We start from the raw sequence: 15,568 nt of genomic DNA, 5'->3' as shown, positions 1-15,568 counted from the left end.
CTTGCGTCAACGGCATGGCGGTCGGGGTCGGCGGCGTAGATGAGATCGCAGGACAGCGCCAGCTCGCCGCCGACCATTCCTCCTTCGCGCTGCCCGAGATCCGCGCCGGCACGCTTGCCGATGCCGCGACGATCAAGCTGCCGAAGCGCATTCCCTACCATGTCGCCATGGACCTCCTGCTCACCGGCCGCTGGATGGATGTCGCCGAGGCGCATCGCTGGGGCCTGGTCAACGAGGTGCTGCCCAAGGAGAAGCTCGAGGACCGCGTATGGGAGATCGCCCGGCTGCTCGCCAGCGGCCCGCCGCTGGTCTTCGCCGCGATCAAGGAGACCGCGCGCGTGGCCGAGGCGCTGACCTTCCAGGACGCGATGAACAAGGTCACGCGCCGGCAATTGGCGACCGTCGATTTGCTCTACGGGTCGGAGGACAATATGGAAGGGTTCCGGGCGTTTGCCGAGAAGCGCGATCCGGTGTGGAAGGGCAGATAGTCTCGCAGCCGATGGCGTTCCTTCCCATCCCCCTCTGCCCTGCCGGGCATCTCCCCCTCAAAGGGGGGAGATCGGATGTCGCGAAGGCTTTCGCCAGTCTCAGACGCTGCAGAAAAGGCGGCATGGCCAAAACTGCCGATGTCCCCCCTTGAGGGGGAGATGGCCGGCAGGCCAGGGGGTGCCTGGGCTCGACCTCTCCAATCGATGCAGCAACCATGACCGATTATAAAACCCTGATCGACGCCGAGACCTGGGCCTTCATCGAGAAGACCAACGCCTACTACCCGCCGGATGCGATCGACTACACGGTTGCCCAGCAGCGCGCGATCTATGACCGCATGTGCCGGGAATTCTTTGCCGGCTATCCGCAAGGCGTGACGGTCGAGACCACAGCCATCCCGGCGCCCGCGCAAGACATCCCGATCCGCCTCTATCGCAACGCAAAACCGCTCACGGTGGCGATGGTGCTCTACGTCCATGGCGGCGGCTTCATCCTCGGCGGGCTGGACAGCCATGACGATGTCTGCGCCGAGCTCTGCGCCCGCACCGGCTTCGAGGTGGTTTCGGTCGACTACCGGCTGGCGCCTGAGCATCTGCATCCGGCCGCCTTCGACGATGTCATGGCCGCCTTCGAATGGGCGACCGCCACTTACGACCGTCCCGTCCTGCTCTGCGGCGACAGCGCCGGCGGCAACCTTTGCGCCGCCGTCAGCCACGCGACGCGCGGCCATGTCAAAAAGCCGGTCGGCCAGGTCCTGGTCTATCCGGGCCTCGGCGGCGACCGTTCGACGGGGTCCTATTCCGCGCATGCCGAGGCGCCGATGCTGACGGTGCGCGACCTCGATTTCTACATGGACATCCGCACCGGCGGCGAGAATCGCACCGGCGACATCACCTTGTCGCCGCTCGCCGACGCCAATTTCGCCTACCTGCCGCCGACCGTGCTGATCACCGCCGAATGCGACCCGCTGTCTTCCGACGGCGAGGCCTATCGCGACCGCGTCGTCGCGGCCGGCGGACATGCATACTGGTTCGAGGAACCGGGACTTGTGCATGGCTACCTGAGGGCCCGGCACACGGTCGGCCGGGCGCGCGCCAGCTTCACCCGCATCGTCGAGGCCGCAACGGCGCTCGGCAAGGGCGACTGGATCTGGTGACGCACTCCGGCGACGGGTTGTCCCAGTTCGCCGCCTTTCTCCCATGAACCTTTCCGCGTCAGCCCACGACTGACGCTCAGGCGCCGCATGGTGCGGCCCGGGAAAGGAAACCCAATGACCAGAAACCCAGAGGCTCCACGGTCTCCGGGAACAACAGAAGCTCGGCGCGACCACCGTCTTCGGGACGGGGTCGATGCGCCGGGCTTTCCGCTGATTCCGTTGACCCTGCGTAAGAGCCGGCGTATCGTGAACATGAGGAAAGCAGACAATTCGATCAGGGAAGAACGTGCCGGAACGCCGCGCCTTGCCCTGATTCGCGCGGCAATGCCGGATGGTTCTTCCATAGACTTCGGGGGGAGTTCTATGTCCTGCGACCAAGGCGCTCTTGCGCACGCTCGTGCCGGCCGTTTGCGCCGCGCGGCAAAGGCAACCAGCGGATTTCTTGCTCTTGCGCTCAGCGCCAGCCTGTGGCTCGGCAGCCCCGCCAGCGCGCAGGAAACCCAGATCATCTTTCCTGGCTCGATGGCGGTGACCGGCTTCCCCGGCACCGTCATCCCCAATTTCGACTCTTCCGATTCCGAAGAGGGGGGCCTTCCGCCCGGCGTCGATCCGGTCGACGAAACCTTCATCGACACCAGCCGCGCGTCCTTGCGCGTCTTCGACGTCTCGCATCTCGGCGGCCCGGCCTCGGGCCAGCTCGTCTACACGCCGCCGCCCTTCGAGGTGACGGCCGGCCAGATCGGCGAGGTCTTCGGCCTTACCTATGACGACGGCGTGCGTGATGGCGTGCCGTCGGGCATCCCGAACCTCTATGCCGCAGCGACCTCGCTGCACGGCATCGAGATCGTCACGCCCGACGCCGACAATGACGGACGGCCCGAGCGAGAGCGCCGCGGCGCTGCCGGTGCTGCCTTCATGGAGGGCCAGTTCGGCACCGAGAATGGCGGCGGGCCGGGCACGATCTGGAAGATCGACGGCATTACCGGCGCCGTTTCGAAATTCACCGATATCGACACCAACAGCGGGCCCGGCATCGGCAACCTTTCCTTCGACCCCATCCATCGCCAGTTCTTCGCCTCCGATCTCGACACTGGCCTGATCCATCGCATCGACGCCAACGGCATGCTGATCGACACGTTCGACCATGGCGTCGCCGGACGCCCGGCGCATGGGCTCGACCCGGTCGCCGACGACGGCGCCGTCATGGACATCCAGGGCGCCGCCTTCGACAGCGAAGACCCCGACACATGGGCCTATACCCAGGACGAGCGCCGCGTCTGGGCGGTCGCCTATCACGGCGGCCGGGTCTACTATACGGTCGGCGAAAAGGCGGAGGTCTGGTCGGTGGGCATTGCCCGCGACGGCCGCTTCGCCGGCGATCCGCGCTGGGAGCTGACGGTCAAGGCCGACAAGGACTACGCCGTCACCGGCATCGCTTTCGACAACAAGGGCTTCATGTATCTGGCCCAGCGCGGCCCGGTGGAAAACCGCTACGATTACAGCCGCTTCGCCGATTCCGGCAAGGGCGAGGTCCTCCGCTACTGGCGCGAGAATCCCGACGATCCGGCGACGGAATCGGCCTGGGTGGAAGTGCCGCAGGAATATGCGATCGGCTTCCCGCAAGGCAACCGCCAGTCGGCCGGCGGCGTCGACCTGCAATATGGCTATGACGCCGAGGGCAATCTCGACACCAGTGTCTGCACCGACACGCTGGTCAACACCGGCGACAAATTGCGTGACAATCCGGCGCTTGCCGAACAGCTCGCCGCTGGCGGGCCTTTTGCCGTGCATGGCGTCCAGTTCACGCCGACCCCGCTGGTCAAGCCGGCCAACCTGCCGCCCTTCGGCTCCTGGTTCGTCGACTTCGACAGCTATTTCGAGGACCCGGAAGTGGAAGGCCATGTCGGCGACGTCAGGGTCTGGCGTCCCTGCGAGGGCCGTGCCGGCTACTATGAGGAAATTCCTGGCGGTTACCTGCCGCCATTCTATCCGCCGGACTTCCCACCGCCCGGCAATCTGCCTCCCTGTCTCGATGTCGAGGATGTCCAGTACTTCTGCACGCCCTCGGGCCTCGAGGCCGATCTCTATCTCCATGACCATGCCGGCTTCGGCGGCGATTCGATCAAGGCTCTGTCCAAGACGCCAGGCGTCGGGGTGACCGCACCCATGTCGCATGCGCCGGGCACGCCATACACGATCGGCATCACCGGCCATTATCCGGGCGACACGGTCGATGTCGGGCTCTGCTTCTACAGGCAGTCAGACCGCGACAAGGGCGGCTACTACCCTTGCTGCAAAATGACCCTGCCGCTCAGAACCCCAGCCGTCAGCTGCGAACCGTGAGGGAGGGAAAGATGACCATTTCCGTGCTTTCCCCGCTTGCTCCGAGCAGCAGCAAACCCACCGTCATGGAGACGATCATGAAACCCCTGTCATATGCCAGGCGCGGCGCGCGCTGGCTGATGGCGGCCGGTATCGCGGTCGCCATGCTGCCGGCATTGCCGGCCTTCGCCGAGGACCCCATCCCGGCCAAGATCGTCGAGGCCGCAGGCCCGGAACCCAAGCTTGAGCTCGACAATCCCCGTGTCGTCAATCCCGAGCCGGGGCGCATCGTGCCGTTCTTCACCAAGAAGGGCGGCCAGAGAAGCTGCGACTACGTCTTCTACACCTTGACGTTTGGCCTGCGCGGCAATGCGCAAGCCTTTGCCAATCCCGTGCTTGCCAATGCGCTGAAGAACGCCAGGCTCGACTTCAAGGACCAGCTTCCGCATGGCCTGCAGATCGTCAGCGTGCATGTGTCCGGCGATGGCACCGATGCGGCGGGCGGTGCACTGCCCGGTGCGGTGATCAGCACCTCGGCGGACCCGAACGACACCGCGACGGTTTCCGATTTCCGGATTTCCGCCAGCGATCTCGACGGCATGGGCGCCGCGAACGAACGCACCATCACCTTCCAGATCGTGGCCAAGATCGACCACGCGGCGTTCCCCGCGCCGGCCATGGTCGACAACCAGGGCACGATCAAGGTGTCGATGGGAGGCGGCCCGGGGACCATCATCCCGTCGCAGGATCCGGGCAAGCCGGATGACGGCGATTTCCTCACTGGCGAGAAGACCTCGATCCGCATCGACTTGACCAAATGTAATCCGCCACCACCACCTCCCGGCAAGGAATGCTTCAAGGTGGAGCGCGGCACGGTCGATTGCGTGCCCGGCGGCGGCGCCTTCATCTACCACATGCCTGTCGGCCAGGAGATGGGTGGCAAGTGGGTGCAGGTCTCGACGACCACGCCCGACATCACCATCATCCCCGACACGCAACTGGTGCCGGCGGGCGGCGGCGTGCTCAACTGGAAGATCGTCGGCGCATCGCCCGGTGATGTCATCCATCTTATTGTCACCGGCATCGAGACCTATGCCGGTCCGGAGGAGGGCTGGGGCCTGTGCTGCACGCAGACTATCGACATCGTCATCCCGCGCGACCTCAGATGCCCGCCCGACAAGGAGCCGGACCTCAAGGTCGAGAAGCGCGCCGATGTCACGCGTTGCACGATGGCCGGCGGCTGCGACTTCACCATCAGGGTCAGCAATGTCGGCGGCGCGCCCTATCACGGCAAGATCGTGCTCGACGAGGTGACGTTGCCAGCCGGCTCGGTGCTGGATTCCGGCCCGAACCCGCCCTGGGTCTGCGTGCCCGGCGTCACGCCGATGACCTGCACCCATCCGGTGACCACGCTCAACCCGGGCGCCTTTGTCGACCTCAAGCTCGGCTTCAAGCCGGCGCCGGGCTGGCAGGGACGCGTGCTGCGCAACTGCGCCATCTACGACTACCAGGCCAGCGGCAAGCCGCTGTTCGGCAGCCAGCAGAACGATCGCGGCTGCGCCTCGATCCCGATCTGCCGGCGTGGCGATCGCGACCCTGAGTGCCGGCCGCCGGTCGAGAAGAAGGTCGACCTGATCCTGAAGAAGCGTGCCCGCATCCCGGTCTGCACGGCTGACGGCATCTGCTACTTCGTCATCGACCTCATCAACAACGGCAGCGTCCCCTATAACGGACCGCTGACGGTCATCGACAGCTATCCCGGCGGCGCGCCTGCCTCCTCGACCTTCGGCCCGTCTCCGCCCTGGAGCTGTGGACCGAACGGCCCCGGCCAGTTCCGTTGCGACAATCCCGGCATCGTGCTGATGCCTGGCGCCTCGACGTCGATCGTCGTCAAGGCGGTGATGCCGGCAAACTACCAGTCGGACAGCGTTGAGAACTGCGCGGCGGTGAAGGCCATACCCGGTGAGGTCGACCTCACCAACAACAAGGCCTGCGCCAAGGAACGCTTCCGCCATCCCAATGGCGGCAAGCCCGGCCTGCGCATCACCAAGGTGTGCAACGGCTCGCTGGCCGGTGCCGCGGTGGTTTCCTGCCGCATCACCGTCAGCAATGCCGGCACGGCGGCCCCCACCGGTCCGGTGCGGGTCAACGATGCCGCCACGCTGGTGGCCGGTGGCGCGCCGGTCCAGATCCAGACCGTCACTCCCGACGGCGCTGAATGGGCCTGCGGACCGGTTCCGGCCAACACGCTGTCTTGCCAGATTCCCGGCGCCGTGATGACGCCCGGAACCTCCAGGCACTTCGACGTGACCGTCTCGGCCAATGGCGAGTTCGAGAACTGCGCGCGCGGCTCCTACGGGCCGGCGCCGGGAGACGACATCGTCTATCCGATCGGCCAGGCTTGCGCCAAGGGCGGCGGGGCTCCGACCATCCGCGTCGAGAAGACCGGCGACAGCGAATGCCGGCCCGGCCAGCCCTGCTCGTTCGAAATCACCATCACGAACGATGGGCCGAGCGCCTTCTCCGGTCCGGTCCGGATCGGCGATGCGATCGGCGTGGAAGGACTGGGCAGGCTGGAAGGCGTCGAGATCACGTCGATCGAGCCGCCCTTCGGCTGCTCGCCGGAACCGACGACGCTGCCTTTGTCCTGCATAACCAACCTGACGCTCGGCGCCGGGGAAAGCCACGTGCACAATGTCACCGTGGTCATCCCCGATGACGGCCGCCTGGCCAATCTGCAGGGCACGGTCAACGGTCAGAACTGCGTTGGCGTCCTGTCTCCGGATACGCGGGTGCAGGGCGGCGACATGCTCTCCGGCGATCAGGCCAACATCCAGGGCAATCGCGGCAAGGCTTATGCGTGCCATCCCTTCACCATCAGGAACGAGGTGAAGAAGCAGTGCTCGGCGGGCTTCGTCATGAACGATGCCGGCCGCTGCGTCTGCCCGGAAGGCACCACCTACCGCAACGGCCAGTGCACGGGCGACGGCGTCATCATCGAGCCGAAGCCAAAGCCAAAGCCTTGCGTCCTGCTCAAGGGCCAGATCCGCACCGAGGACGGGCGCTGTGTCTGTCCGCGCGGAACCGAGCTCGAGAACGGCGCCTGCGTGAAGATCACGCAAGGGTGCACTATACCCGGCTCGGTGCCGTCGGCGGATGGCGACAGCTGCTACTGCCCCAAGGGCACGCATCTCGACAGGATCGCGAATGCCTGCGTGCGGGACAAGCAGAAGCCCGAGCAGTGCACCATTCGCGGCCAGGTCCACGACGCGGACGGCGATTGCGTCTGCCCGAAGGGGACCGAGGTGCGCAATGGTGCCTGCCGGCCGATCCGGCCGAAACCGGAGCAGTGCCGGATCCCCGGCCAGGTCCGCAACGCCGATGGCGATTGCGTCTGCCCGAAGGGGACCGAGGTGCGCAACGGCGCCTGCCGGCCGATCCGGCCACAGCCCGAGCAGTGCACGATCCGCGGCCAGATCCACGACGCCAACGGCAACTGTGTCTGCCCGAGGGGTACGGAAATCCGCGACGGCGCCTGCCGGCAGAAGAAGCCTGAACTGGAGCAGTGCACCATTCGCGGCCAGGTCCACAACAAGCGTGGCGAATGTGTCTGCCCGCGTGGCACCGAGGTCCGTGACGGCGCCTGCCGTAGGGTCCGGCAGGAATGCGCACCGGGTTCGCAGCTGATCAACGGCCAGTGCCAGCCGATCATCATCCTGCGGCGCTGCCCGACCGGGACGACCGGAAAATATCCAAACTGCGTCCCGATCCGCAAGCCGGGCGTGGAGGTCAACCCGAACCTGCTGCTCAATCCGAACATCCTGCAGCAGCTGGTGCCGAGACGTACGCCGCAGGTGCAGCAGGATCCGGCGGGTGCGAACATCCAGAACTCCAAGCCGTGATCTAGCGATAGGAAAACCAGAACCCCGCCGGAGCAATCCGGCGGGGTTTTTCGTTGGCGGGATCGCCCGCGTGAACCTTGATGCCGCGAGCGGCGACCAATCGCTGAAGGAACACATCAGGAGAGAGAGATGTCTTCAGTCAGCTATGCCTTTCGCAATACGGTTGCGACTGTTGCCCTGTTCGCAGCCGGACTAGTCAGCACCTCCGCTTCCGCCGCGCAGGCCAACATCAAGTCGATGTCGTTCGACACGCAGAGCGTCAACACCACGCTTCATGTCGTTTCGAGCGACAAACAGAAATGGGACAGGCTGAAAAGCGGCACGGTCCAGTTCTGGGGCCACATGAAGATCGACACACGCTGGCCAGGCTACGTGCAGCAGGTCGGTGTATCGCTCGGCGTATGCGGCCCCAGCCAGTGCGGGGCGTTTCCGCCGATCTGGAGCGCATCGCCGGTCAGCCGCGACTATGATCACCAGGCGAACTTCGCCTTCGATCCCTCGATCATGGCGCTGTCTTCGAATGCGGACATCGCGTCGGTGCCCTATGGCGATCAGATTATCGCCAAGTGCAACCAGCACCTCCAGCCCGATGGGCCGACGAAGTCCTATTCGTTCACGCACACTTTCCACGCGACCTTTTCGGCGCTGACCGACAAGGCGCTCGACATGCACAATGCTACCACCGAGGTGACGGGCGGCAGCTGGCCCTATCCGATCTACGAATCGCACTATGCCGAACACGGTTCGTTCGACGTTCAGGTCGTCTGCGATCCCGTCGTCAAACCGGCGGCTCAGGACATCGCCGTCGACTTCGGCGAATTCGAGACAAAGAACGTCAAACTGTTCCTGGCCACCTACCGCTCGAACCAGCCCGGCTCGACACCCGGCACAGTGTGCCCGGCGCTCAAGGTGACCAGCCGCGCGCAGGCCAACAAGGCCGGGCCGGTATCGATGCGCATCTGGCGGCAGAAGGACAATGGGCCGATCACATCGGAATTCAAGCAAGTCTGGGCGTCCTTCGACGCGGGCAAGAACGGCTATTTCGCCACTTACGACAAATGGGAGAATGTCGGAGCGACCGCCTACTTCCAGTACAAGACCGAAATCGTCGGCAACGGCCCGTTCGAGCCCTTCGACGGCTGGAAGGACATCACCGTCCATTGCACTGGCGCGGGCGGCGGCGGCTTCACCGATGGACCGCAGGCCGATCCCGACAACCCGCCGGCAAAGGCCGACTGGCAAGGCGAATTGACCGTTTCCGACAGCGCCGGATCGAGGAAACTTTGCCCGCGCAAAGGTCAGGTTGCGTTCGAAGCGAGCCGCGATGCTCCCGGCGCGTTGCACTACCGGATCGGTTGCTCGAACGGCGCCTTCTTCACCGGGACCGCGGTCGCCTTCAATGAAGGCGGTTTGTTCGAGGCCAGCGCCGCGCACGACCTCAGCATAAGCAGGACCCGCTCGATCCAGTGCACCTTGCAGGAGATCAAGCCGAATGGATCCATCGCCACCATCGACGCGGATGCGGAGGATTTCACCTGCATAAAACGCACTGTCGAGCCCGAGGTCGACGATCTTGTCTCAAGCACGCGCCCCGACTTCGGCAAGCCCAGGCTGCCGCCGGTCGTTGTGGATCCCGGCCGCAAATGCCTGCCCAGCCAAAGCTTGCTGCGCGGCAAATGTGTCGACAGGCCGCTGGTGGCCGCATGCAAGAGCACCGAGAAGCTGGTCGACGGCAAGTGCATCGGCGTCAGCATCCACTGCCTGCCCGGCTATCATCAGGTCGGCCTGAAATGCGTGAAGAATGCCGTGATCGCCGGGAAATGCCGGCGTGACGAACAGCGCATCAATGGCGAATGCGTGCGCAAGCCTTCCATCATCATCGACTGCAAACGCGGCTACCATCTGGTCGGCAAGGCATGTGTGAGGGACGCAATCATCACCACGGGCTGCCGGCCGACCGAATTGACGGTGCGCGGACATTGCGTGCCCAGGCCGGCTTCGAAGACGCTTGGGCTGCAGAAGTTGAAGCAAGGCAGAGGCCCGTCGTTCCTGCCGGGACAGGCCAGGTCACGACTTCAGGTGAACTGAATCCTGCTGCAAACCAGGAGAGAGGCGGCGACGCCTCTCTCCTTTGCGGGATGACGAAACGTCATCCCGATCGGGAGCGACATGGGTCCTTTTTGGGCGCTGGCTGCGCTCCAACACATAATCAGGCATTGTCCCTTTCGAAAAACGGTTCCGATTTTCCGGCCGATGCGCTAGGGCGGAGCGGACTTGAAGAACGGGAAGCGGACATGGCCAAGAAAACCCTGATCGCGCCATCGGTGCTGGCGTCGGATTTCTCGAAGCTCGGCGACGAGGTCGAGGCCGTCGCGGCAGCCGGCGCCGACTGGATCCATCTCGACGTCATGGACGGCCATTTCGTCCCCAACATCACCTTCGGCCCGCCGGTGGTAAAGGCGATCCGCAACCGCAGCAAGGCCTTCTTCGATTGCCACCTGATGATCGCGCCGGCCGATCCCTATCTGGCCGCCTTCGCCGAGGCCGGCTGCGACGGCATGACCGTGCATGCCGAGGCCGGACCGCATCTCGACCGCTCGCTGCAGACGATCAGGAACCTCGGCAAGAAGGCCGGCGTGTCGCTTAACCCGGCGACACCCGAAAGCGCTGTCGAATATGTGCTCGACCGGCTCGACCTGATCCTGATCATGACCGTCAACCCGGGCTTCGGCGGTCAGGCGTTCATTCCGGCCATGGTCGACAAGGTGAAGCGGGTGAAGGCGCTGATCGGCAACCGTCCGATCCTGATCGAGATCGACGGCGGCGTGTCGCCGGAGACGGCGCCGCTGGTCTCGGCGGCGGGCGCCGATGTGCTGGTGGCGGGCGCCGCCATCTTCAAGGGCGGCAGCGTCGAAGCCTACCGGGCCAATATCGAGGCGATCAGGACCGCGGCGGACCGAGCCGCCGCCTGATCCTGGCCGTTGACCGTATCGCGGCGGGATACCCAGTCTGACTGATGGCCGAAATGAGTAGCTTCGCTGTTCAGCGCCCCAAGCGATGCAGGAAACTCAAGATTCTTTAGCCGACCGTTACTTCGGCGGGCCAGTGCGCTCTATCCTCTTTAAGTCGAATACCATCATCTTCCGCTTGAGGCTGCGAAGTGTGGCACGGTATAGTACGTGTACGGGATTGAGACTGCTTCGCAACAAAACCAACAACAGGCCAAGGCAGGCAACAGGAGTCATATTGACATACGGAACCGCCGATCCGGGCGATGAAGGTGCCGGACCCAAGAGCACCCTCGCCAGCACGGTCTATCATCAGCTTCGGGACGATCTCCTGCGCGGTGTGCTGGAGACCGAAAGCAAGCTTCGGGTCGAATGGGTGGTTTCGCGATATGGCGCCGGCGCTTCGCCCGTGCGCGAGGCTCTCAACCGTCTCGCCTCCGAAGGTCTGCTTGGCCGCCACGACCAGCGCGGCTTCTTCCTCATGCCGGTCAGCGCCGAGGAGCTGGAGGAACTGACGCGCACCCGCTGCTGGCTTGAGGAGCGCGCGCTGCGCGAATCGATCGAACACCGCACCGGCGAATGGGAGGAGCAGCTGGTGCTGGCCCTGCACCGCCTGGCGCGCGCCCAGCGCCGCAGGCCGGAGGATCCCTCGTCGAACAATCCCGACTGGGAGAAGCTGCATCGGGCCTTCCATCGCGCGCTGATTGCGGGCTGCCGGTCACACTGGCTGGTCGGTTTCTGCGACCAACTTTCCGACCAGGCTTCCCGCTACCGGCTGATGTCGCAGCACGGCCTGGGAGACGAGCGCGACGATCTTGCCGAGCACCGCCAGATCGCCGAACGCACGCTCGATGGCGACGCCGATGGCGCGGTCGAGGCCCTGCTCAACCATTACCGGCTGACGGCGGCCAGGTGCATGGCGCGCTTCAGCCGGGACGATGATCCGAAGGTGAGTGCCGCCAAGGCGCACCGCGGGCGCAAATAGCTGCTCGTTCAGCCTCAAATCTGATATTCGCTCTGCCCGAAACGATGCGAATTCAGGATTCGCCGCGCCATTCGCGGGAGCAACAATGAGCAATCACCTGTTCGACGCTTTTCGCGCCCGCGTCACGGCGCCGCAGCGGCTGCTTATGCGGACGGATGATGGGCGATCTCTCACCTATGGCGACATGCTGGCGCGATCGGCGCAGCTGGCGCATGCGCTGGTGCAATCCGGCGTGGCGCCGGGCGACTGCGTCGCCGTGCAGGTCGAGAAGAGCCCGGAAGCGGTGCTGCTCTACCTCGCTTGCCTGCGCGCCGGCGCCGTCTTCCTGCCGCTCAACACCGCCTACACGCCGCCGGAACTCCGCTATTTCTTTGGCGATGCCGAACCACGGCTGGTGGTCTGCGACCCGGCAAGGGCGGCCGATATCGCCCCGCTGGCGCAAGCGTCCGGCGCGGCGCTGGCGACGCTTGGCCAGCACGGCGACGGTTCGCTGCCGGAAAGCGCTTCCGGATATCAGGCGGATTTCAACGACGTGGCGCGCGGACCGGACGACCTTGCCGCGATCCTCTACACATCGGGCACGACCGGCCGCTCGAAGGGCGCCATGCTCAGCCACGAGAACCTTGCGTCGAACGCACATGTGCTGGTCGAGTACTGGCGCTTCACGTCCGATGACGTCCTGATCCATGCGCTGCCGATCTTCCACACGCATGGCCTCTTCGTCGCCACCAACGTCATCCTGATGGCCGGCGCCTCGATGCTGTTCGAAGCAAAATTCGACCCCGCCCGCATCATCGCGCTGCTGCCGCGCGCCACAGCATTGATGGGCGTGCCGACCTTTTATGTCAGGCTTCTGCAGCAGGAGGGCCTGGACGCCCAGGCGGCCAAGAACATCCGCCTGTTCATTTCCGGGTCTGCGCCGTTGCTGGCCGAGACGCATGCCGCCTGGCGCGAGCGCACCGGCCACGCCATCCTCGAGCGCTACGGCATGACCGAGACCAATATGAACACGTCCAACCCCTATGATGGCGAGCGGCGCGCCGGCACGGTCGGCTTTCCTTTGCCGGGTGTTTCGCTGCGCATCGCCGATCCAGACGGCAGCGGGTCGCTTGCTCAGGGCAAGGTCGGCATAATCGAGGTGAAGGGCCCGAACGTCTTTGCCGGCTACTGGCGGATGCCGGAAAAGACCACGGCCGAATTCCGTCCCGACGGCTTCTTCATCACCGGCGATCTCGGCCTCATCGACCGGGACGGCTATGTGCATATCGTCGGGCGCGGCAAGGACCTGATCATTTCCGGCGGCTACAACATCTACCCCAAGGAGATCGAAGGCGAGATCGATGCGCTTGCCGGCGTTAGCGAAAGCGCGGTGATCGGCGTCGCTCATCCGGACTTCGGCGAGGGTGTCACCGCGGTCGTGGTGCGCAAGCCGGGCTCGGCCATCGGCGCGGCCGACGTCCTTGACGCCATTGCGGGCCGGCTCGCCCGATACAAACATCCGAAGCAGGTGATCTTCGTCGACGAGTTGCCCCGCAACACCATGGGCAAGGTGCAGAAGAACGTTTTGCGCGAGACCTACAAGGATCTCTACGCAGCGGTTCGAGCCGGCTAATAGCTTCGTCATCCTAGGGCGAAGCAAGGTGCGAAGCGATGCGGCGTAGACCCTAGGATCCATGCCCAGACGCCAAGGCGTTGCAACGTTTACAGAATTCTGCACCGTTACACTTTACGTCACAGGTCACGGCATGGATCCTCGGGTCAAGCCCGAGGATGACGATGCGCGAAGGGCTCCGGCCAATTGCGAACGTTGGTTTCCCAATTGACGGTGGGATCGATGGCCTACGCCCCGAACACCTTCTTCCCGCCGATCCAGACGCTCTTCACGTCCAGATCCTCCGACAGTGCCACGATGTCGGCGGCGGTGCCGTTGGCGAAGCGGCCGAGCCGGTGCGCCTGGCCGATCGCCTCGGCCGGATAGAGCGAAGCCATGCGCAGTGCCTCGCCAAGCTCAAGCCCGACGCCGCGGTGCATGAAGCGCACGGCCGAGATCATGTCGAGATCGGCCCCGGCCAGCGTGCCGTCGGCCAGTCTGAGGCTGCCGTCCTTGCGGTAGATGGTGCGGCCGTTCAGCGTGAACGATGTCATGTCGGTGCCGATCGTCGCCATGGCGTCGGTGACCAGCACGATTTTCCCCGGCCCCTTCTTGGCGCGCAGCGCGATCGCGATGGTGGCGGGATCGACATGGATGCCGTCGGCAATGATGCCGGCGGACAGGCCGCCTGTGGCGATGGCGGCACCGGCCAGTCCTGGCTCGCGGTTGCCGATCTGGCTCATGGCGTTGAACAGATGCGTCACCACCGTTGCGCCAGCGGCCGCGAAAGCGCTCGCCGTGACATAGGTGGTGTCGGAATGGCCGAGGCTGACGATGAGGCCGGCTTTTGCCAGGGCCGTGACGCGCGCCGGCTCGACGGATTCGGGCGCGACCGTGGTCAGCAGGACCGGGAACTCCTTGCGCGCCGCGATCAGCGCCGCCTGGTCCACGTCCGTCATCGGCCGGATCAGCGCCGCGTCATGCGCGCCCTTGCGGGCGACCGACAGATGCGGGCCTTCGAGATGCAGGCCGAGAAAGCCCGGCACCTTCTGGCGCGCCGCCGCGGCCCCTGCCGCGACAGCCGCCGCCGTGATCGCGGGCGTGTCGGTGATCAGCGTCGGCAAAAGCGCGGTGGTGCCGAAGGGTGCATGCGCCCGGCAGATGGTCTCGATCGAGGCGACGTCGGGATGGTCGTTGAGCATGACGCCGCCGCCGCCATTGACCTGTAGATCGACGAAGCCTGGCGCAAGCAGGCCGCCGCCGGTCTCGATGCTGGCGACGCCGGACGGAAGGGCGCCGGCGGGGAGGATGGCCTCGACATGGCCGCCGCTCACGACGAGGGCGGCATTGTCGTGCCAGTCGGCGCCGTCGAAGATGCGGGCGCCAGTGAGGGCAAAACGGTCGCTCATACGGTTTCCGTCACCTTGCGCAGATTGCGCGGCGTATCGGGATCGAGGCCGCGGTGCCGGGCAAAGGCCTCGACGAAGCCATAGAAGGACACGATCAGTGTCAGCGGATCCGTGAGCGGATGACCGGTCGCCACATGGGGCAGGGCCAGTGCCTTGTTTGCCTTATCGGATGTCACGAACACGGCGGCGCCCTTGCCGGCCAGACTGTCGGCGGCCTCGGCGACCGAGGGTTCGGAAGCGTCGCGGGCGGCGAGCGCCAGCACCGGAAAGCCCGGCCCGATCAGCGCCAGCGGTCCGTGCATGACCTCGGCCGCGCTGTAGGCTTCGGCATGCATGCCGCAGGTCTCCTTGAATTTCAGCGCCGCCTCGTTGGCCATCGCCGCCGACGGGCCGCGACCGAGGATGAACAGCGACCGCGGCGTCTCCAGTGCGCCGGCCAGCGCCATCCAGTCGCAGGCGATTGCCTTCTCGAAATGCTCGGGCAGGTGCGCCAATGCCGCAAGCAGCGCCTCGTCGCCGGTGCAATGCGCCATCAGCGCCAGGCCAGCGACGGCCGAATTGACGAAGGTCTTGGTCGCGGCGACGCTGCGCTCCGGTCCGGCGAGGATGTCGATGGCAAAGTCCGAGGCGCGCGCCAGCGGCGAATCGGCGGTGTTGGTGATGGCGACGGTGAGCGCGCCGCCGGCCCTGGCCGTCTCCGCCATGG

At 65.4% G+C, this 15,568-nt stretch carries 10 protein-coding genes; 8 read left to right on the top strand and 2 right to left on the bottom strand.

The genetic code is table 11. The annotated features are described in order from the left end of the window. The 8 genes from EN745_RS14865 to EN745_RS14825 all read left to right on the top strand — a co-directional run. The coding region (locus EN745_RS14865) for an enoyl-CoA hydratase-related protein (RefSeq protein WP_189363054.1) at nucleotides 1-488 on the top strand (488 nt) is incomplete at its 5' end. A 215-nt stretch (nucleotides 489-703) separates the two neighbouring features. Beyond that, nucleotides 704-1,645 carry an alpha/beta hydrolase gene (locus tag EN745_RS14855; RefSeq protein WP_127421617.1) on the top strand — a complete coding sequence of 314 codons (942 nt, stop codon included), beginning with the start codon at nucleotides 704-706 and terminating at the stop codon, nucleotides 1,643-1,645. 363 nt (nucleotides 1,646-2,008) lie between these two features. Then, complete coding sequence (locus EN745_RS14850; protein ID WP_127421616.1) at nucleotides 2,009-3,988, top strand: hypothetical protein; 1,980 nt, start codon at nucleotides 2,009-2,011, stop codon at nucleotides 3,986-3,988. Between the two features lie 77 nt (nucleotides 3,989-4,065). Beyond that, on the top strand, nucleotides 4,066-7,869 hold the full coding sequence (locus EN745_RS14845; protein WP_245487733.1) for a hypothetical protein: 3,804 nt from the start codon (nucleotides 4,066-4,068) through the stop codon (nucleotides 7,867-7,869). 129 nt (nucleotides 7,870-7,998) lie between these two features. After that, nucleotides 7,999-9,957, top strand: coding sequence for an EB domain-containing protein (locus tag EN745_RS14840; RefSeq protein WP_127421614.1), 1,959 nt, complete (start codon nucleotides 7,999-8,001; stop codon nucleotides 9,955-9,957). A gap of 206 nt (nucleotides 9,958-10,163) precedes the next feature. Then, nucleotides 10,164-10,841: a ribulose-phosphate 3-epimerase gene (gene rpe / locus EN745_RS14835; protein WP_127421613.1), complete on the top strand. Its 678-nt coding sequence runs from the start codon at nucleotides 10,164-10,166 to the stop codon at nucleotides 10,839-10,841. Nucleotides 10,842-11,115: 274 nt separating this feature from the next. Beyond that, entirely contained in the window at nucleotides 11,116-11,862 is a 747-nt protein-coding gene (locus EN745_RS14830) for a GntR family transcriptional regulator (protein WP_127421612.1), read from the top strand. Between the two features lie 85 nt (nucleotides 11,863-11,947). Further along, nucleotides 11,948-13,474, top strand: a complete 1,527-nt coding sequence (locus tag EN745_RS14825) for a malonyl-CoA synthase (protein ID WP_127421611.1) — start codon at nucleotides 11,948-11,950, stop codon at nucleotides 13,472-13,474. Between the two features lie 227 nt (nucleotides 13,475-13,701). Here EN745_RS14825 and nagA read toward each other — a convergent pair whose 3' ends face one another. Both nagA and EN745_RS14815 read right to left on the bottom strand, forming a co-directional pair. Further along, complete coding sequence (gene nagA, locus EN745_RS14820) at nucleotides 13,702-14,862, bottom strand: N-acetylglucosamine-6-phosphate deacetylase (RefSeq protein WP_127421610.1); 1,161 nt, start codon at nucleotides 14,860-14,862, stop codon at nucleotides 13,702-13,704. After that, nucleotides 14,859-15,568: SIS domain-containing protein (locus EN745_RS14815; protein WP_145992031.1), on the bottom strand; the 710-nt coding region annotated here is incomplete at its 5' end. The genes EN745_RS14815 and nagA, both read right to left, overlap by 4 nt.

It is taken from the genome of Mesorhizobium sp. M4A.F.Ca.ET.022.05.2.1 (genome assembly GCF_003998845.1).
Classification (GTDB): domain Bacteria; phylum Pseudomonadota; class Alphaproteobacteria; order Rhizobiales; family Rhizobiaceae; genus Mesorhizobium.
This window is presented reverse-complemented; position numbering and strand designations above follow the sequence as displayed.

What these genes read in the sequence shown, in the direction of transcription:
- nagA (WP_127421610.1), bottom strand. Translation starts at nt 14,862, where the DNA reads ATGAGCGACCGTTTTGCCCTCACTGGCGCCCGCATCTTCGACGGCGCC.
- EN745_RS14855 (WP_127421617.1), top strand. Translation starts at nt 704, where the DNA reads ATGACCGATTATAAAACCCTGATCGACGCCGAGACCTGGGCCTTCATC.
- EN745_RS14845 (WP_245487733.1), top strand. Translation starts at nt 4,066, where the DNA reads ATGAAACCCCTGTCATATGCCAGGCGCGGCGCGCGCTGGCTGATGGCG.
- rpe (WP_127421613.1), top strand. Translation starts at nt 10,164, where the DNA reads ATGGCCAAGAAAACCCTGATCGCGCCATCGGTGCTGGCGTCGGATTTC.
- EN745_RS14840 (WP_127421614.1), top strand. Translation starts at nt 7,999, where the DNA reads ATGTCTTCAGTCAGCTATGCCTTTCGCAATACGGTTGCGACTGTTGCC.
- EN745_RS14825 (WP_127421611.1), top strand. Translation starts at nt 11,948, where the DNA reads ATGAGCAATCACCTGTTCGACGCTTTTCGCGCCCGCGTCACGGCGCCG.
- EN745_RS14850 (WP_127421616.1), top strand. Translation starts at nt 2,009, where the DNA reads ATGTCCTGCGACCAAGGCGCTCTTGCGCACGCTCGTGCCGGCCGTTTG.